The sequence below is a fragment of the Pseudomonas fjordensis genome, from assembly GCF_976987115.1.
In genome coordinates, this window is sequence record NZ_OZ336860.1 from 3,230,660 (window position 1) to 3,248,573 (window position 17,914).

A 17,914-nucleotide genomic window follows, 5' to 3' on the forward strand; every position below is an offset into this window, starting at 1 on the left:
CGCGAGCGAAACTAGCGGAAGCGAGATGTTGCGAGGGGGCGTAGCGCTAAGGCGGCGTAGGCTGCCAGTAGATCGTTTGGAGTACAGTCATGCTGGTGTTCCTGTAGCTCAAGAGGTATGGCTGAGCGATAAAGTATACAGTGAAGATATCGTCAAATGCGACCTGCTGCCTCGTTTGGGTCAGTTCTTCCAGCCGTGCTGATCTCCCTAGGGCAAGTCTTTCTAGATTAAACCGCGACGAACTCCGCTGTCAGGCAGTGTACACATGGTGGAGAGATCAATTCAGATCCTCCTGGGGTCGATAGAGAAATCGGAAAAAATCGTACGCTAAGCATTCGGCCTGTCAGGTTGAGGCCATAGAGATTGACGCCTTGGCGTCAGAAAATGCAGAAAGCGGCCCTAGTCTGACGCGGTGCCAGTGAACCGCCTGACGCCGAGTTGAAGCCGTAAACTCAGCAACCTTCGATCAACTCGCCGAACAGTTCCTTAACCTTTGCACGTGCCTCGACCAGCGCAACTTGGCCTTGCTCAGTGATCTCATAGACACGCCGTTCACGTCGCCCGGTGCGTTCGTGGCGTGAGGTCAAATAGCCCTTCTTTTCCAGCCCGTGCAGCATTGGGTATACCGTCCCGGCGCTCAGCTCGTAGCCGTGTCGTTGCAGTTCTTCGATGATTCCCAGTCCGAAGACGGGCTTCTCGGCTGCATGGTGAAGTATGTGCAGGCGGATCAACCCGCCGTACAGGTCTTTATCTGTCATTTTTCGTGCCTCACAGCGCGATACTCAACAGCCAACCCGCTGCACCGCTGCCGACGACAACTAGCCACGGCGGGAGCTTCCAGAACATCAGTGCGACAAGGGCGACCAGGGCCAAGACAAAGTCTTGCGGCTGAAATATGGCGCTAGTCCATACAGGGTGATAGAACGCGGCCAGCAGCAGGCCAACCACCGCCGCATTGACCCCAGCCAGCGCGGCTTGCATGCCTGTATTGCGACGCAGACGCTCCCAAAATGGCATGGCTCCCACAACCAGCAGAAAAGAGGGTGCGAAGATAGCCAGTAGGCACACAATACCGCCGACCCAGCCAGAGGGAGCGGTGCTCATCGAAGCACCAAGGAACGCGGCGAATGTGAACAATGGGCCGGGCACCGCTTGAGCCGCCCCGTACCCCGCGAGGAAGGATTCATTACTGACCCAGCCGGAGGACACCACTTCGGCTTGCAGCAGCGGCAACACAACGTGGCCACCACCGAACACTAGTGACCCCACACGATAGAAGGCGTCCACTACCACCATCGTTGGACTTGGCAGCAATTTTGCCAAGATCGGTAGGCCAATCAGCAGGGCAAAAAATAACGATAGCCAAAGTGCGCCGGCCCGGTGACTGACCGTGATAGGTAGTGGGTCGTGCTCAACAGTATGTGCTGGCTTGAACAATAGTCGGCCTATGATGCCTGCGGCAGCAATCACACCAACCTGCCCCCACGCGGACGGTACGAGCAGGACAGCACAGGCGGCAATCGCCATTATTGTGACTCTCAGCCCATCCGTACACAGGTTGCGCGCCATGCCCCATACCGCTTGGGCGACTACGGCAACGGCCACCACTTTTAGGCCATGCAACGCGCCCGGCGAAACGGAATCCCCATAGTTGGAAATGCCCAGCGCGAACAGGATTAAAGCTACGGCCGAAGGCAGCGTAAAGCCTGTCCAAGCAGCCAGCGCCCCGCTATATCCAGCCCGTGATAGCCCCAACGCTATGCCGACCTGGCTGCTTGCTGGGCCTGGAAGAAATTGGCACAGCGCCACTAAATCAGCATAGCTGCGTTCAGACAACCAGCGCCGTCGTGTGACGAACTCGTCACGGAAATAGCCTAAGTGCACGATGGGGCCGCCGAAGGAGGTCAATCCAAGTCGTAGAAAAATAAGAAAAACCGACCATGGGCTGCGGTCATCGGTGGAGGTATTAGTCATGCGTTGGCCTACCTGATTTTCCACAGATTAATCCATAATAATCGAACTTCGATAACGAAATTCGATTTTATAGCTGCCCAAAACGACTGGAGTACCGTGCAATTCGTACTGGGTGTCGCAATGCAAGTAATCGATGTTGTGCTAGCCGCTGGTTTTGTCTGCTAGCACAGTTCATTAGCAAAACACGCTTGGCCTTAGCGTACGATTTTTTCCGTTTTCTCTATTGCCCCCCTCCTGGTCACTCCGAATGCAAATAACTGGTCAAGAATGCAGCCGGCTGGTCAATAACGGCGCCAATGGGTGGTCAAGTTGCGCAATGGTTTTATCGAGTCGGATGCCTGGGAAGAGGGCTCTGAACGGAGCTAGTCGGGCTTACGTTGGTTTTTGGTTCCATTGCTCCCCAAACCCCATCTATTGATCTGCTGCGGCCGATCGTGGATGCCCAGACCGACAATGTTCTGCGCAGCCGGGTGTTGGCGATGGATGAGACGCCGATTAAAGCTGGCCACCAGGGTCGGGCAGGCCCACAAAAAGGCAAGATGAAATCCGGCTGGTTCTGGCCGTTATACGGCGATGCCGATGAAGTGGTGTTCACTTACTCGAACAGTCGAGGCCGAGCCCATATCGAGCAGGTACTGAACGAACAGTTCAGCGGAACTCTGATCAGTGACGGCTATGCTGCTTATGCCCGCTATGCCGCCGCACAGCAGAACATCATCCACGCGCAGTGCTGGGTGCACAGTCGTCGTTACTTCATTGAGGCGCAGAAGGACCACCCGATAACTGCCACCGAAGCCCTTCAGCAGATTGCCAAGCTATACACCAACGAAGAAGAGATCCGCGTCCAGCAACTGACCGGCGAAAAGAAACGCCAGTACCGGCTGCTCCACTCAAAGCCGGTGGTCAGCGACTTCTTCCAATGGTGCCGGGATCAACTGGCACAGGGCGGTCTGCTGCCCAGTGATTTATTGACCAAAGCACTGAACTACGTGCTCAGCCGTGAAGCCAGCCTGACCGTCTTCCTGGAAGACCCAGACGTCCAGCCAGACACCAACCACCTGGAACGGGCCCTGCGCCCCATTCCCATGGGACGCAAGAACTGGCTGTTCTGCTGGACTGAACTCGGCGCGGAACACGTGGGCATCATCCAGAGCCTGATCACTACGTGCAAACTGCACGACATCAACCCGTACACCTATCTGGTGGACGTGCTGCAGCGCATCAGTCAGCACCCGGCCAGCAAGGTCGCTGACCTGACGCCTCGGCTCTGGAAGACCCGGTTCGCCGATAATCCGTTACGCTCGCTGATCGATCCGCGCCATTCTGATCGACAGACCGCACAGCCAAAGGGCACCCTCCATGCGCATTGAAGACATGAGCATCGATCAGCTATTGGAGCTGAACCGAATGATCTGCCGGCGCATTGATGAACTGCAAGATCAAGAAAACCTGCAGGCGCTGAGTCGGCTGCACGTGGGGCTGAAGGTGACCTTCGAAAGCCGAACTGGCTTGACTATGGGGATCGTCACCAAGATCAACCGCAAGAGCGTGATCGTCCTGGCCGAGAACGGCACGAAACAGTACAAGGTCTCACCGGAATTGCTAAGGCCCCTTCGGGACGTAAAGTAAGTCCAGTACGTCGTGGAATGAACGCTTACGGTTTGGGTGAGCTCGGCCAGCGGATATCTAGGCCTTTTCTGCTAGCAAGTCAGCTGGCTTAGCTTCAACTGCACATGCTGGGATATAAGGTCATTCCGGCGAAGCTGCTCTGGCAACGAGATGACGAGCTTTGCCAGAGCAGCAAGTCGCGAATGTTACGCAGCCATGCGCTCGCATTCTTCAGCGCACTTCATGCACGCTTTGGCACACTCTTGGCAGTGATCCACTTGATGTTTCGCGCATTCCTCTCCGCATGCACGGCAGATCTTGGCGCAAAGGGCACAAAATTCTTTAGCGTAATCACTTTCGCGACTCATCAGTATGGCGGCCAACCTACAAATGTCCGCGCAGTCGCGGTCAAGCTCGATGCAGCGTGCCATCATTTTTACGTCATCCTCACGCAGGCAAGCAGAGGCGCACGTTTCGCACACAAGGGCACAGTTCGAACAAGCTTGGATACAGGAAGCGAACATTGAGTTTGTCATTGCGTTCTCCAGGGTTCGATAGTTGTATGTCGTCGGTGCCTACTGACCGATACGGCTCATCAGCCTGTTAGCAGGCACTGAATTATGACACGCTCCTACCGAGCCCGTTTCGAAAAACTTCATTACAATGTTGTAAGGTAAATCCAACCGCACCGGGGCTCTGCGGGCGCAGTTGGTGGCGATGTGGCAGTCAGTAGCTTGGCGGCCCAGGCCAAGATCAAATCACGGGAGCGAAAGCGTAAGGGCAGCCAGGAACCGGAGGACGATGAGCCGTTCTGATTTCATGGCGACGACGGCCTGCTACATGGCTGCGTGTGGCAGGTCTTAAACAACTGAACTGGGCTAGCGAAGGAGTGGGGGCAACAGCAGCTGCGCTGGTAGACTTATCCACAGTTGCTGGTAACAAAATCAGCAATCCGCCCTGGGTCAAATTTCAATCGGCAGGGTGGGTCAATTTTCCATCAGCGCCAACAATGATCAGCCCACCAGCAAGCTGGCCATGGGCAATTAGTAGCCCACCAGCTTTGACATAGGTCGTCCCGGTAATCTGGCCGGTGGTTTCTCTCTGATCGTTGACTATCAAATCGCCTTTGTGCTGCATACCGAGCCCTCGATTCAATGAAGCGAAGATCGCTTCACTCCTACAGCCCCGGCCCTACAGATGCAGGGCTAGAGCCTTGCCGTTTTCCATGATCAGTTTGAGGTGCCGACAGCGACCCAGCATTTGGCTCCGTCGTACTCATTGCCGCCTTCTGCAATGAAAACGTGACCGTCTTCGTCCACTGCATAAGCGCCAGGCTGCTCGTGACCCGCATCTCGCAAGCAGTTTTTCCAGCCGTAAACCTTGTCCTGAAAAACCAGCACAATGCCTCCTTGGCGCTCGGGATTGGCGTCACGGTATCGCCTAGCGGCGATCCGTACCCTGCTTAGTAGATCGACCATCACGTTTTCCTTAGCCATACGGCTTGAACTGCTCAGCCCAAATCTCGACCTTAGCGCATTGCCTACTCTTAGGTTCGCCTCAAGGTACCCTACAAGTCCTTCCGACATATCAAAAAAAAGCCCCCTTACGGGGGCTAGCTATAACGATGACTTAACAAGCTACCAGTTGCCTGGCCAACGCCATTTCAACCGAATCGCCATCCTGGTTCAGCGAATCGAGCCCAGACTCAGGCACGTCACCAGACGTGGATTGCGCTACTGCGATCTTCTTGGCCATCAGCTCCAGGCAAGCGATCTGCGATGTTTTGGCGTAGCCCAGAAACACCACCCGTACCGCCTGCTTTTGTCCGATCCGCCAAGACCGGCGCGCAGCCTGCTGTAGCGTGTAGACGTTCCAGCCCGTCTGCATGAAGCAGATGGTTGGAAAGTCCAGAAGATCCAAACCCGTCTTTACCAGCTCGGGATTTGTGATCAACACGTCAACGCCTTTATCCACCTGGTCGAGGATCCAGTCTTCACGGCGAGCCGTGTCTACCGATGCGCGCAACACCGCGACCTTCAAGCCGCCCTGTTCGAGGATGGCCTTCAATCGCGAGGTTGTGTCACGCGTTCCCGTGTATACCGAGTAGGCCAGAACCCTGCGCCCCTTGGCTTTTTCCTCCCGACAGAGCTCAAGCAGCTTTCGCTCCTTGGGCATCAGCTCTCCATCAGGAAAGATCGTTGGCACAAATGCCAACAGGGCCTTGGAGCGAGGATGCTTCACTGTTTCGGCCCGGAAACAACAGTCGGGCCATGCCAATAGGACGTTCAACACAACGCCTAGAAGCGTTGTGTCCCTACGAGCCAGTGCCTGTCTCAGTTCAGCTGTCAGGGTTGCAGCCAGCCTGGCGTATGCCGCGGCTTGCTCATCAGCCATGTCCACCTCGACGAACTCCTCATCGTAGGGTGGCAGCACGTTTCCACCGATGTCCTTGAGTTTCAGGAAAACGGTGAATGGCAGCACGTAGGGGATGTAAGCCGGAACCCCAGAAATTTCCGTCACCCTAGTTGGGTGGGCTCAACACTCGTGTCACCAGCTACCTTCTGGAGAATCGAGCTCGGCCATCCCTCCCTGGACGGGCATCGCTCGACGATGTTCAACGGCTCCCTCACGGGGCCGTCGTTTTGTGGGGGCTATTCCATCCACAAGTCGTCGAGGTTCTTGAAGTTCCAGAGCGTCGGGTCTTCGGGGCCAGTGATACTGTCCTTGCAACTCGTGGCCGCCAGGTCGATGGTCTGCATCGGGATCGGCTCTCTCGAGCGTAGCGAGAAGAACACGCGAACCTTGGGAGTCAGCAGTGATTCCATTCCCGGCTCAACGACAACGGCCAGACGCTGAGAGGACAGGCGAACCAAGGAGCCGACGGGGTAGATGCCCACGGCCTTGACGAAGGCGTGGAAGATGCGTTTGTCGAAATGGCCCTCCCACTTGGCCATCTGCCGCATCGCCGCGGACGGGTCCCACGGCTTTTTGTAGGCTCGCTCCGACGTCACGGCATCATAGACGTCGCAGATTGCGCCCATGCGGGCCAGGAGTGAAATGGCGTCACCGGCCAAGCGATCCGGGTAGCCGGTTCCGTCGATCTTCTCGTGATGGTGCAGGGCAATGTCCACCACCCCGGGCTCGGCCCCGCCTGCGCGCAGCATCTTTGCGCCCTCCACAGGGTGGCGCTTCATGATGGCGAACTCGGCATCGGTGAGCTTGCCTGGTTTGTTAAGCACTTCCAGCGGCATCGCGGCCTTGCCTAGGTCGTGCATCAGTCCGCCGATGCCAGCCAGGCGCGTTTGCTCCTCGTCTAGATCGAGATGCCGGGCCAGCGATAGCATCAGGGCGCAGACGGCAACCGAGTGCAGGTAGGTGTAATCGTCGTGCGTTTTGATGCGTGCGACGCTGATGAGGGCATGAGGTTGGCGCAGCACCGAGGCAGCGATTTCTCCGACCAGCGGCAACGTCGTGCTTGGGTCGACGGCCTTGCCAAGCCGGGCTTCCTGGAACATGTCCATGACTTGGGACTTGGCCGCAAGACAGAGTTTCCGTGCATAACACATTTCGCTCTCCATTGAGGTTGCGCCGTCACTTTTCTTGCTTAGTGGACTAGACGGCAGAGATTGCTCCTCCGACAATTCTCTGGGCTCTGGGCTCTGGGCTCTGGGCTCTGGGCTCTGGGCTCTCTGGGCTCTCTGGGCTCTCTGGGCTCTCTGGGCTCTCTGGGCTCTCTGGGTCGACTTGGCTTTTGGCCAAGTCGACCCAGACCTCCCCGACGCCACATTCTCGAATGGCAGAGAGATCCTGAGGCTCGGTCAGCAGGAAGCTGCCGCGCCAGAATGGGTGTCGAACCCAAGAGCCGGCGAGCTTGTGGATGTACATGCCGAGACGAAGCTCGGATACGGGAATGCGTTTTACCAACTTATTTTCCTTTCTGAGTTGGGTGGTTAGGCGTGCGCCGAGGCTGGCACCCAGCGGTAGAGCGGAGGTAAGGTCACGCCAAGATTCTTGGATCAGCCGGAACCGCCGAAATTTCCGTCAGCCGATCAACATGGCTTTGTCTCGCGCTCGGTCGATGCGTTCCTGCATCGCCTGCATGACTTCTTCGTGGGTGTACGACTTGGCGTTGGGGTCGTCGGCCTCTCGGAGAGCTTCCTCGACCTCGCGGGTCATCCGCGCATATTCTTCCGGCCACAGCGCTTGCTCCATGCGCAGCGACGCCTGCCCAAGCAGGTGCAGCAGGCCGAACAGCCGCATGTCATTGGTGGCGACGACGTGCTCTCGAATCCGCTCCTGGATCACCTCGCAGGCCCGATGCGCCTCTGGCGTCGCCGTGCCCTCGTAGCCGGCTGGGAGTTCTGCTTCTTCAGCGATTCGCGCCCAAGCGATAGCCAGCGCCTCGATGGTGGACAGGTTCATTTGCTCATCCACTTGCGCAGCAGACGCTTTTTCAGGGAGGCGCGCTCTTGCGGATTGCGTCCCTTGTGGTTGGCAATGCGATCCGCCGTGGCGGCCTGGCGCTTGATGGGCCAGTAGGAGCGGCCATCCTTACCCATCGACCAGACGTTGCTGACCTGGTTTTCCAGTAGAGGCAGATGGGCGCATAGAGCTTCCGGCGACGCGCTGGCCAGCGCGGTGCGCTCGTGGGTTCGCCAGCGCTGATGCCAGAGTTTCTTGTCCTCGCGCTCGCTACGGCAGGTCGTGTGCCCAACGATGGGCGTTTTGCGGCGGCTGCGGCTCATGATGTGGTTGTCTCCAAGAACATTCAGGACAGGCTTTCTGGGTAGAGCGCCGTCAACCGGGACAGGGTTTCTTGCACTTGTTCCAGCGAGGTCATCAGATGATCAACCTGATCCTGAAGATCCACGGCGAGATCAAATAGCTCAGCCACTCGGCTGCGTGATCCCTCGTTGAACGCGGCCATTGCCAGTTGATGCAGCTTCAACAGGTCGGTGCGCAGTTGCGGAGGTGCGCCGTCTGCGCTGTCATTCAAATCGCCGCGCAGCACGTCCACGGCATCGACTGCACGCAGCAGTGCCGTGGTATCGAAATTCTCGGGAGTCAGTTCGTCCCATTCGTCGTCGGTGATGCGGGCTGCCATCAGGAGGGCTCCGATTAAGCGGTTGCGAGCGTTAGATGCCCGATCGGCTCGGCTGCTGGCCGTACCTTGATTTCGATGTCGTAGCCGAGGCGATTCAGACAATCCATCAGCTTGCGTTCGGATAGATTGGTGAAGTCGCCGCGCATCATGCCCGACACCTTCGGTTGCGGGATGCCCATGCGTTTGGCCGCCGCTTGTTGAGTCAGCCCAAGGGCGCGCATGGCCCTCCTGATCTCGACCACCAGGCCGGTCTTGATCTTGAGCTTTTCAGCGTCAGGCAGTCCAAGGTCGGCAAAGACGTTGCCCGAGCTGCGCTGAACCTCGACGCCTTCAATGATTCGTTTTTGCATTTCGTAGCTCCTGTGCCAATACCTCGGCCACCTTCAGCCGAGCGCGGATGATGTCCATGTCGGCCTTTGGCGTGGCGATTCCGCTCTTGCTCTTCTTCTGGAAGCAGTGCAGGACGAACACCGCTTCCGCAAACTTGACCGTGTATACCGCTCGATAGGTGCCGCCGGCATCGTCTTCGACGACCTCCAGCACGCCGGCACCACCGAACCCCTTGAGCACCTTTGCTGCGTCATCCTGATCGCCTATCTGCGCCAACGAGAGCGCGTAACCGAAACGGCGACGCACGTCGGACGTGCAACGCCATCAAATCCTTGTGGCTGCTCGCGATCCATTCGAGCGGTTTTTCTTTGTTTGTCATGACGGAATTTTATACCTGTTCAGGTAATGATGTAAACGCGGCAACCTCAAGGAGGTGTCGTAAAACATTAGCGTACGATTTTTTCCGAATTCTGCGGGCACCCCTAAACCATGTTTTGTCGCGTATTCCCTCCCAGGCTGTGGATAGCCCGTCTATTAGGAACCGAGTTCCGTCTATTAGGAACCGAGTTCCGTCTATTAGGAACCGGCCACATCCGTAAGACCTTGATTTCAAAAGATAAAAAGCCGTTTTTTCCTCCTAAATCTTTTAAATCTTTTAAATCTTCTTAAAACCTCTCAGCCTGTGGGCAACTCGCAGCCCTGCAAGCAACATACAAGCCGCCGTTAGCGCCCTATGGGCGCGCCTACCCTTCGGTCGCTTCGCTCCCTTCGCCCCGCCGCTTCGCGTCGGCCTGTCGCGGCCTGCGCCCGCTCAAAAATGCCTGGCCTACGGCCAGCAACGTTTACCAAGGGCGCGGCAAGCCGCGCCGGCGTCAACCCAACCACCTCGAACTGAACCAAACCTATGCGCCGCCTGAAGGCTCGCTAAGGGTTGGACAGTATGGATCGAGGCGATCCGACCGCCTGTACTCATCCTGGACGACTGCCGCCGCCTGCAAGTCCGTAAGGGTTGAACGCCAAAGAGGGGGCGGGAGCGCTGCAACCGGAGCAGCGTCAGAGCCTCCAGAATCGCCCACACAACGCGGAAGCTGTCAGTCAGGGGGCAAGCCTACCTTAGCACCAGAAACGCGCCCAGGGGGCCGCAGGGGGCCGCAGGGGGCCGATTTTGGGGACGATAGAGAAATCGGGTAGGAGGCGGGGTCGCCCCCGCCGTCCTCCCACACCACCGTACATACGGTTCCGTATACGGCGGTTCCTGCCTACTGACAGACTGCGTCAGCGAGCTTGGTTCCGTTGATGTGTCGCCTGTGGTAACTAAGCGCCCAGACCGGCCCTCGGAGTTTCCGACTCCTACCTCCTGATGGTCTCGACCGCCGCTGTTCACGACGTTTCTGCCTTACGCTCCAACAGAGAGCACACCTGACTATCCACTCATGACAGGTTCAGCCCTTCATCGCTCCGGTTCCGAGCAACTACTACGGCCTCTGCTGACTTCTGTTCGCCCATCCCGCCACCTCTCGGTGCCGGTAGCACGTGGCAGGCCAAACAGATCTCCCAGGGTAATTCGCGCGCCCTTCCTGCTTATGCCTGTCGGATTTACGTCGTAGCGTTCCGTGCAAGTATCGGGCTTTGGCAATCGTTGCTACCTCACCCCGCTACGCCGCCTCTATCCGCTTCCTATACCTCAAATTGACACTGCGTATTCCAGAGAACGTGATGACGGAAGGTTGAACCTTCCGTCATAGCGCATCTGGTTTGGCCTCCCGTCAGCCAACCACGGGAAACACTGACTCGATCATTGGAGAATGGTCAGCTTGGCCTTGAGATCAATGGCTCTCGCGAAGTTGTGGTAATTCGGCGATGTTCGCTGCACCTGCGCGTGCAATGCTTTCAGCGCCGCCGAATCCGCCGACGACTCCATTTCGACCTCATACTCGACCTGGTCGTACCCTGGATTGATCCCAGGATCGATTCCAAGAAAACCTCTCAGATCGAGGCTTCCCTTCGTGCGGATAGTCAGCGATTGCAACTCGATGTTCATTGCCGCCGCATTTGCCGCGTAGGTTGCAGTCATGCATGCGTTCAACGCAGCCAGGATCAATTCTTGTGGATTAGCGGCCGTGTCGGTACCGAGCAATTCTGCCGGTTCGTCCGCGTCGATGACAAAGCCGCGCGCCAAGGCCGTGTCACCTAGTACGAGCGGCATGGTTCGCGCACGCGTCCGGGTGCCACCCTCCCAGGTTGTCACGACGCCGAACGTCGCGATGCCTGCGGCGGGCTTTGCTGCGACCTGATCTGCAAACTCACGCAATGCGCCGACGTTGATCCCGTTGCCGGGAGTTCCTTTAATGTTTGTGTTCATTTCTCGTTCCCCCATTATGTGTTACGCCCGGCCATCACGCCGCCGTCAACGTCCCAGATTGCGCCCGTCACCCATGCTGCCTTGTCCGACAACAGGAAGAGGATGACCTCGGCGACGTCTTGTGGCGTCCCAACCCTGCCGATTGGGTGGAAGCTGTTGAATCCCTGTAAGGCGCCATGAACCTCGGCCTTGGGTATGAATCCCTCGTAAATCGGCGTTTCGACAACCGCCGGAGAAACGGCATTGACCCTGATTTGTTTGGATGCCAGCTCCATCGCAAGGTGCTGGGTCAGCGAATGCAAACCTGCTTTTGCCATCGAATACGCGGACGACGGCGTAGCCGCAATCGCCTGCTTGCCCCACATCGAGCCGATGTTCACAATGGCGCCGGGACGCTCGCTGGCCACGAGATTGGCCACGACTTTTTGTGTGATGAAGAAGAACGCTTTATTCAACGTCAAATATTGTTCGTAATCACTTTCCGTGTGCTCAAGAAACGCCTTCGGGAAGAACACCCCAGCCGCGTTGACCAGAAGATTGATGTCCTTGTGGTGTTCATCGATGGTATGCAGGAGTCGCTTCACATCTTCGGCTCGCGAGAGATCGGCAGTCAGGGCGGTCACGGTGCCCAACGACGACAGCGCCTTGCGGGCCTCTTCGGCCTTGTCTTCACGGTGACCGACGATGACGACGCTTCCGCCTTGCTCAAGAACCATGCGGGCAGTTTGCAGTCCCATCCCGCTAGTGCCGCCGATGACCAACAACTTCTTGCCATTAAATTCAGTACTCATAATAATCTCCTTAACTACCAACTAAATGGTAGGGTTGTGTTGCAAAAAAAGTGCCGACCTCAGGTCAACACGGTGGAAAGAAAAGTGTTTCCAACTTCGGCCGGTCCGCGTGACGACCGCATGCCACGGCCCACCATCATCGAGCCTTCCAACGCGCACAAGAATGCCTCTGCGAGAGCCTCTGGGGTGGAATTCGAGGTGATCAGCGCGGCACGCTGACCATCGGCAACGACAAGAGTCAACCAGTCGAGATTGACTTTAAAGAATCGCTCGACCTCGCTCACAACGGCGTCCGGCAGCGAGTCCGACTCGGCACCCAACATGCCGCAGACACAAAGGCGCCGGTCCTTGGCGAAGGTGCGTTCGAAAAGTGCCGCATACGCAGTTAGCCTGTCAGGCGCTTTCGCATGCTGCCCTTCGATGCTCAGCAACTCCTCACGAAACCGGTGCGTGTAGCGCTGTGCGACCACGGCCACGAGTTCACCCTTCTTGGGAAAGTGGTGGTGGATACTTGGTTTTTTGATGCCTACCAACTGGGCCACGTCGTCGTATGAGAAGCCGTTGTAGCCGTGCTGCTGTACCAACCCTTCAGCGGCATCGACCACCCGCTCGGCGGTCGGCGAGATTTCGGAGAAATGCTTCATGCAAGCGCCTCATTTGATTCGGCGACTGGCAGGTGGCCTGTCTTGACCAGGATGGTGCAGCCTGTATTGCTGAAGGGACGGTGAGCACTCAAATGCGGACTGCGCATCCATGTGCCGGTAGGGTAGCTTCCGAACTCATCCTCAAAGACGCCTTCCAACACATAGATTTCTTCACCGCCGTAGTGACGATGCGAATTGAATCGTGTCCCCGGGGCCCAGCGCACCAAAGCCGTATGTTGTGTGTCGAACTCAGAAAGTGGCATCACCGACAGACCCGGCACGAGGCCTGGAAACCAGGGGCCGTTACGGGTGTCGACCACGGTGCGTTGGCTGTCGGCTAGATCAAGATGGCGCAGCTTGACGAACAACGTGCAACCCGTCGCGGAGCTCGGTGCATGCGAAGAACCTGGTGGATTCTTGATGTAAGTCCCAGGCCCGAAGGTCCCGGATTCGTCGCTGAATTCGCCGTCCAGGACCAGAATCTCCTCGCCCAAGTCGTGCTTATGATTTTCAAAAGCGGAGCCCGGCGCGTATCGCACGATCGAGGTGGCACGCGCCACTTCGTCGCCATCACGCTCCAGTAACTGGCGTTGAATCCCGGTCGCTGGCGAATCGACCCACTGTAAGCTTGAAGGCTCGACGACAACACGCTGCGAAAGATCTGAATTGAGTTTCATGGCTTTATTTCATCTACCGACTACTTGGTAGGTAAGTTATAAGATCCCGATTTGTTTGTCAAATAGCTTTCGCCATTTTCTTTCATCCATTGAAAAAACAATGAATTGGTTACAAGAACTCGCGAAGCTTAGCGTACGATTTTTTCCGAATTCTCTATCGTCCCCGAGTACATCCACTGGCTGCTGGAAACCTGCACTGCGGGGAAGGTCGAACCCGAGTCGATCCTGAGTGAAGACGCCATCGACCTGCTCGCCACCAAGCTGCGCACACCATTGCAAATCCAACTGCACCTCAGCATGGCATTGGAAGCCGGCTACCTGACTGGCGAGAAACCGGTCTCGGCGGAGCTGGTGGAATCAGTGCTGTCGCGTCAACTGGATGATCTGGAACCGACCCTGACGCGCCACGGTTACCGCATCAAGGATCTGGTAGATCAGTTCGACGCCAGACCCAATGAGATCAAGGCGCTGTTTAGCAACGCGCTCGATCCGGCGCGCGCCGCTGAGCTGCGGGACAAGATGCTGGCAGCGGGGTTGCCGATCTGAGTCTGGGGGCTGAGGAGCAACGGATCAGAAAGTGCACTTAAGCCCTGCCCTCTCCTCTCAGCGCAATAGTCCAGGTACTCCAACTCTATCCTCTGCTTGATTCCGTACTTAACTACGGAGATAGAGTCGACTCGTGGGTAGAAAACCCGAGAGGAGGCTGTTATGAAATACCTAAGACTGCTACTGATAGTGGGTTCGACTCTGCTGTCATCCACCATATGGGCCGAGGGCGGGAGCGATCGTTCGATTGAGCGGGCCGCTTCTATGCACGACAAGGCTGAGGCGGCCTTGGTGGTGAAGATTGAGCAACAAGGGGCCACGGCGGCTAGCCGTGTCGAAGAGCAGCCCGCCTGTTCACCTGCAAGGTAGTACATGAGCGACCGCTCCACGCTCCGCTCGACCAGACTCAGCGTGAGTTTGTCCTGATAAGGCGTGAGCGTAAATGTCAGATTACCCATCTGTGGCCTCTGCAAGTGCTCCTTTGGCCATTCAGCGGTGCTCATTGAGCGCCGCTTTTTTTTAAGCTCCAGCCGACAAACAGGGGTGCCTTACGAAACTGCTGATCGTAGGTCAGCGCGGCTCTTTGTTCCTATGCAGCGAAACGATCAGCGGACAGGAGACAGTCCCGTGGCTCGCACAACAGTCGTGAACCAGTTGCTCCAAAACTGACTCGATCCGTCGCAGATCTGCGAGCTTGCCGCGCACGTCCTCGAGCTTCTGCTCGGCGAGCACGCGCGCTTCATCACAGTGAGCGCCGTCATCCAGCCTCAATAGCCCGGCCACTTCTTCGAGGCTAAAGCCCAGCCGTTGCGCGGATTTTACGAATTTCACCCGTGCGACATCCGCCTCGCCGTAGCGGCGAATGCTGCCGTAGGGCTTGTCCGGTTCGGGCAACAGCTCCTTGCGTTGATAGAACCGGATGGTTTCCACGTTGACCCCGGCCGCCTTGGCGAAGGCGCCGATGGTCAGGCTTTCCAAATTTTTTTTCATACCGCTTGATTCCGTACTTGACTACGGGATTAACCTTAAACCATCGATCAAATGCTCGAAAGGAGAAATGCATGTCTGAACCATCAAACGGGCGCGCCCCTCTTGTCGTCGGGGGGCTTGCTGCGATTCTCGCCTCGACTTGCTGTCTTGGGCCGTTGGTACTGATCGCACTGGGATTCAGCGGGGCCTGGATCGGCAACCTGACCGTGCTGGAACCTTATCGCCCGATCTTTATCGGCGGGGCGTTGATCGCGCTGTTTTTTGCCTACCGGCGCATTTTTCGACCCCAACAAGTTTGTAAGCCGGGCGATGTCTGCGCCATCCCTCAGGTACGCACCACCTACAAGCTGCTCTTCTGGGTGGTGACGGCATTGGCGCTGGTCGCGCTCGGCTTCCCCTACATCCTTCCCTTGTTCTACTGATCAGGAGTTCGCCATGAAAAAACTGCTCGCATCCTTCGCCCTTGCCACTCTCGTCGCCACACCTGTCTGGGCGGCCATCCAGACCGTTACCCTGTCGGTGCCCGGCATGACCTGCGCCGCCTGCCCGATTACGGTGAAGAAGGCGTTGACCAAGGTCGATGGCGTGACCAAGGCTGAGGTGAGCTTCGAGAACCGCGAGGCCACCGTCACCTTCGACGATACCAAGACCAATGCCCCGGCGCTGACCAAGGCGACCGAGGACGCCGGCTACCCGTCCAGCGTCAAGCAATAGGCGGGAGTTCCGATGGCAAATTCTTTCAATCTGTTCACGCGGATCGGTGACAAAGCCGGTTCTGTCGGCGTGCTGGTTTCCGCCATAGGTTGCGCCTCGTGTTTTCCCGCCCTTGCCAGCCTGGGGGCCGCGATCGGTCTGGGCTTTTTGAGCCAGTGGGAAGGCCTGTTCATCACCACGCTGCTGCCTCTTTTTGCTGGACTGGCTCTGCTCGTTAATGCCCTTGGCTGGCTCAATCATCGGCAGTGGCGACGGACTGCGCTCAGTCTGATCGGCCCTGTCCTGGTGCTGGCAGCGGTGTTTTTGATGCTGGCTCACGGCTGGCGGAGTGGCTGGTTGCTCTACATCGGCCTGGCTCTCATGTTTGGGGTGTCCATCTGGGATCTGGTGTCGCCCGCTCACCGCCGTTGCGTACCGAATGCCTGTCCGACGCCGCCAAAACCGTGATACCGCCACTAACCCCTCCGAGGAAACAAAGAATATGACCACCTTACGAATCCGCGGTATGACCTGCGCCTCCTGTGCCGAGCATGTCAGAGAGGCCTTGGAGCAAATTCCCGGTGTGCACCGGGCGGATGTCTCCTATGCCAGCGGCAAAGCCGAATTGAAGGCCGACGAGGGCGTAAGCCGAGAGCAAATGCAGGCCGCCGTCGAGGCTCTGGGGTATCGAGCGGCGTTCGAAGATTCCACGATACAAGCCCGTCCTGGCCTGCTCGACAAGGCGCGGGGCTGGTTGAGCGGCAGCATTGGCGCCGGGAAAGAAGACGGTAGGCTCCACATTGCGGTCATCGGCAGCGGTGGCGCGGCGATGGCGGCCGCGCTCAAGGCGGTGGAAGGCGGTGCCCGCGTTACCCTCATCGAGCGCGGTCTCATCGGCGGCACCTGCGTCAACGTGGGCTGCGTGCCCTCCAAGATCATGATTCGTGCCGCGCATGTGGCCCATCTGCGCCGCGAGAGTCCGTTCGACACTGGATTGTCCGCCACGACGCCGACGGTCCTGCGCGAGCGACTGCTCGCGCAGCAGCAAGGCCGTGTCGACGAACTGCGCCACGCCAAATACGAAGGTATTCTGGAGAGCACCCCAGCCATCAGCGTGCTGCGTGGCACCGCCCGTTTCCAGGACGGCCACACGCTCAGCGTGGAACTGGCCGAGGGGGGCGAGCGCATCGTAGCCTTCGACCGCTGCCTGGTCGCCACCGGCGCAAGCGCGGCCGTTCCGCCGATTCCCGGTCTCAAGGACACGCCCTACTGGACCTCGGACGAGGCGCTGGCGAGCGATACAGTCCCTAAGCGGCTCGCCGTGATCGGCGCCTCCGTAGTGGCGGTGGAACTGGCGCAGGCCTTCGCCCGGCTGGGTAGCGAGGTCACGATCCTGGCACGCAGTGCGATGTTCTTCCACGAAGACCCGGCCATCGGCGCGGCGGTGACGGAGGCCTTCCGTATGGAGGGCATCGAAGTGCTGGAGCAAACGCAAGCCAGCCAGGTGTCCCACGCCAACGGCGAGTTCGTACTGGCCACCAACCATGGTGAGTTACGTGCCGACAAACTGCTGATTGCCACCGGGCGCTTGCCGAACACCCAGGGCATGAATCTGGACGGCGCCGGCGTGAAGCTGGACGAGCGCGGTGGAATCCAGATCGATCAGGGTATGCGCACCAGCGCAGCGGATATCTATGCGGCCGGCGACTGCACCGACCAACCACAGTTCGTCTATGTGGCGGCGGCGGCGGGCACCCGCGCGGCAATCAACATGACCGGCGGCGAGGCAAAGCTCAATCTCGACGTCATGCCGGCCGTGGTGTTCACCGATCCGCAAGTGGCCACCGTCGGCTACAGCGAAGCCGAAGCGCAGCACGCCGGCCTCGAAACCGACAGCCGCACCTTGACCCTGGACAACGTGCCACGAGCGTTGGCTAACTTCGACACGCGGGGTTTCATCAAGTTGGTCGCCGAAGCGGGCTCCGGCCGGCTGCTGGGCGTGCAGGCGGTGACTCCGGAAGCGGGGGAAATCATCCAGACCGCCGCCATTGCCATCCGCGCCCGGATGACGGTGCAGGAACTGGCCGATCAGTTGTTCCCCTACCTGACGATGGTCGAGGGGCTGAAGCTCGCCGCACAGACCTTTAACAAGGACGTCAAACAATTGTCCTGCTGCGCCGGGTAATGAGAGAGGG

The 17,914-nt window shown here is 58.2% G+C and carries 24 protein-coding genes and 3 pseudogenes; 9 read left to right on the forward strand and 18 right to left on the reverse strand.

Annotation, left to right across the window (positions count from 1 at the left end; genetic code table 11):
• Positions 1–452: 452 nt before the first annotated feature.
• Together ACWHXD_RS14400 and chrA are read right to left on the reverse strand one after the other, a co-directional pair.
• Positions 453–758, reverse strand: coding sequence for a PadR family transcriptional regulator (locus ACWHXD_RS14400; protein ID WP_017335982.1), 306 nt, complete (start codon positions 756–758; stop codon positions 453–455).
• Positions 759–768: 10 nt separating this feature from the next.
• Positions 769–1,974, reverse strand: a complete 1,206-nt coding sequence (chrA, locus tag ACWHXD_RS14405; RefSeq protein ID WP_017735062.1) for a chromate efflux transporter — start codon at positions 1,972–1,974, stop codon at positions 769–771.
• Between the two features lie 368 nt (positions 1,975–2,342).
• On the opposite strand from chrA, the pseudogene tnpC reads away from it, so the two are divergent.
• A pseudogene (gene tnpC / locus ACWHXD_RS14410) lies at positions 2,343–3,344 on the forward strand (IS66 family transposase); the annotation flags it as partial.
• Complete coding sequence (locus ACWHXD_RS14415; protein ID WP_003458515.1) at positions 3,334–3,603, forward strand: hypothetical protein; 270 nt, start codon at positions 3,334–3,336, stop codon at positions 3,601–3,603. The pseudogene tnpC and the gene ACWHXD_RS14415, both read left to right, overlap by 11 nt.
• A 185-nt stretch (positions 3,604–3,788) precedes the next feature.
• Here the strand turns inward: ACWHXD_RS14415 and ACWHXD_RS14420 are convergent, their stop codons facing one another.
• Positions 3,789–4,118 carry a four-helix bundle copper-binding protein gene (locus ACWHXD_RS14420; protein WP_032489165.1) on the reverse strand — a complete coding sequence of 110 codons (330 nt, stop codon included), beginning with the start codon at positions 4,116–4,118 and terminating at the stop codon, positions 3,789–3,791.
• Between the two features lie 192 nt (positions 4,119–4,310).
• Between ACWHXD_RS14420 and ACWHXD_RS14425 the strand changes: the two are divergent.
• Positions 4,311–4,397: pseudogene (locus ACWHXD_RS14425) on the forward strand (AAA family ATPase); the annotation flags it as partial.
• A gap of 154 nt (positions 4,398–4,551) precedes the next feature.
• On the opposite strand, the gene ACWHXD_RS14430 reads toward ACWHXD_RS14425, so the two are convergent.
• From ACWHXD_RS14430 to ACWHXD_RS14495, 14 genes and pseudogenes are all read right to left on the reverse strand, one after another.
• Entirely contained in the window at positions 4,552–4,719 is a 168-nt protein-coding gene (locus ACWHXD_RS14430; protein ID WP_020302555.1) for a hypothetical protein, read from the reverse strand.
• Positions 4,720–4,811: 92 nt separating this feature from the next.
• Positions 4,812–5,060, reverse strand: coding sequence for a hypothetical protein (locus tag ACWHXD_RS14435; RefSeq protein ID WP_020302556.1), 249 nt, complete (start codon positions 5,058–5,060; stop codon positions 4,812–4,814).
• Positions 5,061–5,211: 151 nt separating this feature from the next.
• Positions 5,212–6,066: pseudogene (locus tag ACWHXD_RS14440) on the reverse strand (helicase-related protein); the annotation flags it as partial.
• A 167-nt stretch (positions 6,067–6,233) separates the two neighbouring features.
• The gene (locus tag ACWHXD_RS14445) at positions 6,234–7,103 is read right to left on the reverse strand and encodes an HD-GYP domain-containing protein (protein WP_223198360.1); all 870 of its coding nucleotides are present in this window, start codon (positions 7,101–7,103) and stop codon (positions 6,234–6,236) included.
• A 91-nt stretch (positions 7,104–7,194) separates the two neighbouring features.
• Entirely contained in the window at positions 7,195–7,467 is a 273-nt protein-coding gene (locus ACWHXD_RS14450; protein WP_236223213.1) for a DUF3391 domain-containing protein, read from the reverse strand.
• 156 nt (positions 7,468–7,623) lie between these two features.
• The gene (locus tag ACWHXD_RS14455) at positions 7,624–8,004 is read right to left on the reverse strand and encodes a hypothetical protein (RefSeq protein WP_001054412.1); all 381 of its coding nucleotides are present in this window, start codon (positions 8,002–8,004) and stop codon (positions 7,624–7,626) included.
• Positions 8,001–8,327, reverse strand: coding sequence for a hypothetical protein (locus tag ACWHXD_RS14460; protein WP_000091614.1), 327 nt, complete (start codon positions 8,325–8,327; stop codon positions 8,001–8,003). Before ACWHXD_RS14460 ends, ACWHXD_RS14455 begins: the two co-directional genes overlap by 4 nt.
• A gap of 23 nt (positions 8,328–8,350) precedes the next feature.
• A complete protein-coding gene (locus tag ACWHXD_RS14465; RefSeq protein ID WP_000741275.1) occupies positions 8,351–8,686 on the reverse strand; it encodes a hypothetical protein in 336 nt (111 codons plus the stop codon).
• A gap of 14 nt (positions 8,687–8,700) precedes the next feature.
• Positions 8,701–9,036: a helix-turn-helix domain-containing protein gene (locus ACWHXD_RS14470; protein WP_001172026.1), complete on the reverse strand. Its 336-nt coding sequence runs from the start codon at positions 9,034–9,036 to the stop codon at positions 8,701–8,703.
• A complete protein-coding gene (locus ACWHXD_RS14475) occupies positions 9,017–9,322 on the reverse strand; it encodes a type II toxin-antitoxin system RelE/ParE family toxin (RefSeq protein ID WP_019819701.1) in 306 nt (101 codons plus the stop codon). The genes ACWHXD_RS14470 and ACWHXD_RS14475 overlap by 20 nt, the downstream gene beginning before the upstream one ends.
• A gap of 1,489 nt (positions 9,323–10,811) precedes the next feature.
• Positions 10,812–11,378, reverse strand: a complete 567-nt coding sequence (locus ACWHXD_RS14480; RefSeq protein WP_004574805.1) for an OsmC family protein — start codon at positions 11,376–11,378, stop codon at positions 10,812–10,814.
• 14 nt (positions 11,379–11,392) lie between these two features.
• Positions 11,393–12,169, reverse strand: a complete 777-nt coding sequence (locus tag ACWHXD_RS14485) for an SDR family NAD(P)-dependent oxidoreductase (RefSeq protein WP_004574804.1) — start codon at positions 12,167–12,169, stop codon at positions 11,393–11,395.
• A 59-nt stretch (positions 12,170–12,228) separates the two neighbouring features.
• Positions 12,229–12,813 (reverse strand): TetR/AcrR family transcriptional regulator, encoded by a 585-nt coding sequence (locus tag ACWHXD_RS14490; RefSeq protein WP_004574803.1) that lies wholly within the window; start codon positions 12,811–12,813, stop codon positions 12,229–12,231.
• Complete coding sequence (locus ACWHXD_RS14495) at positions 12,810–13,490, reverse strand: cupin domain-containing protein (RefSeq protein WP_004574802.1); 681 nt, start codon at positions 13,488–13,490, stop codon at positions 12,810–12,812. The genes ACWHXD_RS14490 and ACWHXD_RS14495 overlap by 4 nt, the downstream gene beginning before the upstream one ends.
• A 297-nt stretch (positions 13,491–13,787) precedes the next feature.
• On the opposite strand from ACWHXD_RS14495, the gene ACWHXD_RS14500 reads away from it, so the two are divergent.
• Positions 13,788–14,036 carry a phosphoribulokinase gene (locus tag ACWHXD_RS14500; protein WP_200645650.1) on the forward strand — a complete coding sequence of 83 codons (249 nt, stop codon included), beginning with the start codon at positions 13,788–13,790 and terminating at the stop codon, positions 14,034–14,036.
• A gap of 162 nt (positions 14,037–14,198) precedes the next feature.
• Positions 14,199–14,405: a co-regulatory protein PtrA N-terminal domain-containing protein gene (locus ACWHXD_RS14505; protein WP_019819709.1), complete on the forward strand. Its 207-nt coding sequence runs from the start codon at positions 14,199–14,201 to the stop codon at positions 14,403–14,405.
• A 201-nt stretch (positions 14,406–14,606) separates the two neighbouring features.
• Here the strand turns inward: ACWHXD_RS14505 and merR are convergent, their stop codons facing one another.
• Positions 14,607–15,026: a mercury resistance transcriptional regulator MerR gene (gene merR / locus ACWHXD_RS14510; protein WP_019819711.1), complete on the reverse strand. Its 420-nt coding sequence runs from the start codon at positions 15,024–15,026 to the stop codon at positions 14,607–14,609.
• Positions 15,027–15,097: 71 nt separating this feature from the next.
• Here merR and merT point away from each other — a divergent pair, with 71 nt between their 5' ends.
• The 4 genes from merT to merA are packed head-to-tail and all read left to right on the forward strand — an operon-like array spanning position 15,098 to position 17,904.
• Positions 15,098–15,448, forward strand: a complete 351-nt coding sequence (gene merT / locus ACWHXD_RS14515) for a mercuric ion transporter MerT (protein ID WP_019819713.1) — start codon at positions 15,098–15,100, stop codon at positions 15,446–15,448.
• Positions 15,449–15,461: 13 nt separating this feature from the next.
• Positions 15,462–15,740 carry a mercury resistance system periplasmic binding protein MerP gene (merP, locus tag ACWHXD_RS14520; protein ID WP_019819715.1) on the forward strand — a complete coding sequence of 93 codons (279 nt, stop codon included), beginning with the start codon at positions 15,462–15,464 and terminating at the stop codon, positions 15,738–15,740.
• Between the two features lie 12 nt (positions 15,741–15,752).
• Positions 15,753–16,187 carry an organomercurial transporter MerC gene (gene merC, locus ACWHXD_RS14525; protein ID WP_019819717.1) on the forward strand — a complete coding sequence of 145 codons (435 nt, stop codon included), beginning with the start codon at positions 15,753–15,755 and terminating at the stop codon, positions 16,185–16,187.
• A gap of 34 nt (positions 16,188–16,221) precedes the next feature.
• Entirely contained in the window at positions 16,222–17,904 is a 1,683-nt protein-coding gene (gene merA, locus ACWHXD_RS14530; protein WP_019819719.1) for a mercury(II) reductase, read from the forward strand.
• Positions 17,905–17,914: the final 10 nt, after the last annotated feature.

Excerpts from the sequence above, each read along its gene's own strand:
- ACWHXD_RS14470 (WP_001172026.1), bottom strand. The coding sequence starts at position 9,036 with ATGCAAAAACGAATCATTGAAGGCGTCGAGGTTCAGCGCAGCTCGGGC.
- merA (WP_019819719.1), top strand. The coding sequence starts at position 16,222 with ATGACCACCTTACGAATCCGCGGTATGACCTGCGCCTCCTGTGCCGAG.
- ACWHXD_RS14505 (WP_019819709.1), top strand. The coding sequence starts at position 14,199 with ATGAAATACCTAAGACTGCTACTGATAGTGGGTTCGACTCTGCTGTCA.
- ACWHXD_RS14500 (WP_200645650.1), top strand. The coding sequence starts at position 13,788 with ATGGCATTGGAAGCCGGCTACCTGACTGGCGAGAAACCGGTCTCGGCG.
- ACWHXD_RS14400 (WP_017335982.1), bottom strand. The coding sequence starts at position 758 with ATGACAGATAAAGACCTGTACGGCGGGTTGATCCGCCTGCACATACTT.
- ACWHXD_RS14415 (WP_003458515.1), top strand. The coding sequence starts at position 3,334 with ATGCGCATTGAAGACATGAGCATCGATCAGCTATTGGAGCTGAACCGA.
- ACWHXD_RS14420 (WP_032489165.1), bottom strand. The coding sequence starts at position 4,118 with ATGACAAACTCAATGTTCGCTTCCTGTATCCAAGCTTGTTCGAACTGT.
- ACWHXD_RS14495 (WP_004574802.1), bottom strand. The coding sequence starts at position 13,490 with ATGAAACTCAATTCAGATCTTTCGCAGCGTGTTGTCGTCGAGCCTTCA.
- ACWHXD_RS14435 (WP_020302556.1), bottom strand. The coding sequence starts at position 5,060 with ATGGTCGATCTACTAAGCAGGGTACGGATCGCCGCTAGGCGATACCGT.
- ACWHXD_RS14480 (WP_004574805.1), bottom strand. The coding sequence starts at position 11,378 with ATGAACACAAACATTAAAGGAACTCCCGGCAACGGGATCAACGTCGGC.
- ACWHXD_RS14450 (WP_236223213.1), bottom strand. The coding sequence starts at position 7,467 with ATGTACATCCACAAGCTCGCCGGCTCTTGGGTTCGACACCCATTCTGG.
- ACWHXD_RS14445 (WP_223198360.1), bottom strand. The coding sequence starts at position 7,103 with ATGGACATGTTCCAGGAAGCCCGGCTTGGCAAGGCCGTCGACCCAAGC.
- merR (WP_019819711.1), bottom strand. The coding sequence starts at position 15,026 with ATGAAAAAAAATTTGGAAAGCCTGACCATCGGCGCCTTCGCCAAGGCG.
- ACWHXD_RS14430 (WP_020302555.1), bottom strand. The coding sequence starts at position 4,719 with ATGCAGCACAAAGGCGATTTGATAGTCAACGATCAGAGAGAAACCACC.
- ACWHXD_RS14460 (WP_000091614.1), bottom strand. The coding sequence starts at position 8,327 with ATGAGCCGCAGCCGCCGCAAAACGCCCATCGTTGGGCACACGACCTGC.
- ACWHXD_RS14485 (WP_004574804.1), bottom strand. The coding sequence starts at position 12,169 with ATGAGTACTGAATTTAATGGCAAGAAGTTGTTGGTCATCGGCGGCACT.
- merC (WP_019819717.1), top strand. The coding sequence starts at position 15,753 with ATGGCAAATTCTTTCAATCTGTTCACGCGGATCGGTGACAAAGCCGGT.
- chrA (WP_017735062.1), bottom strand. The coding sequence starts at position 1,974 with ATGACTAATACCTCCACCGATGACCGCAGCCCATGGTCGGTTTTTCTT.
- ACWHXD_RS14490 (WP_004574803.1), bottom strand. The coding sequence starts at position 12,813 with ATGAAGCATTTCTCCGAAATCTCGCCGACCGCCGAGCGGGTGGTCGAT.
- merP (WP_019819715.1), top strand. The coding sequence starts at position 15,462 with ATGAAAAAACTGCTCGCATCCTTCGCCCTTGCCACTCTCGTCGCCACA.
- ACWHXD_RS14455 (WP_001054412.1), bottom strand. The coding sequence starts at position 8,004 with ATGAACCTGTCCACCATCGAGGCGCTGGCTATCGCTTGGGCGCGAATC.
- merT (WP_019819713.1), top strand. The coding sequence starts at position 15,098 with ATGTCTGAACCATCAAACGGGCGCGCCCCTCTTGTCGTCGGGGGGCTT.
- ACWHXD_RS14465 (WP_000741275.1), bottom strand. The coding sequence starts at position 8,686 with ATGGCAGCCCGCATCACCGACGACGAATGGGACGAACTGACTCCCGAG.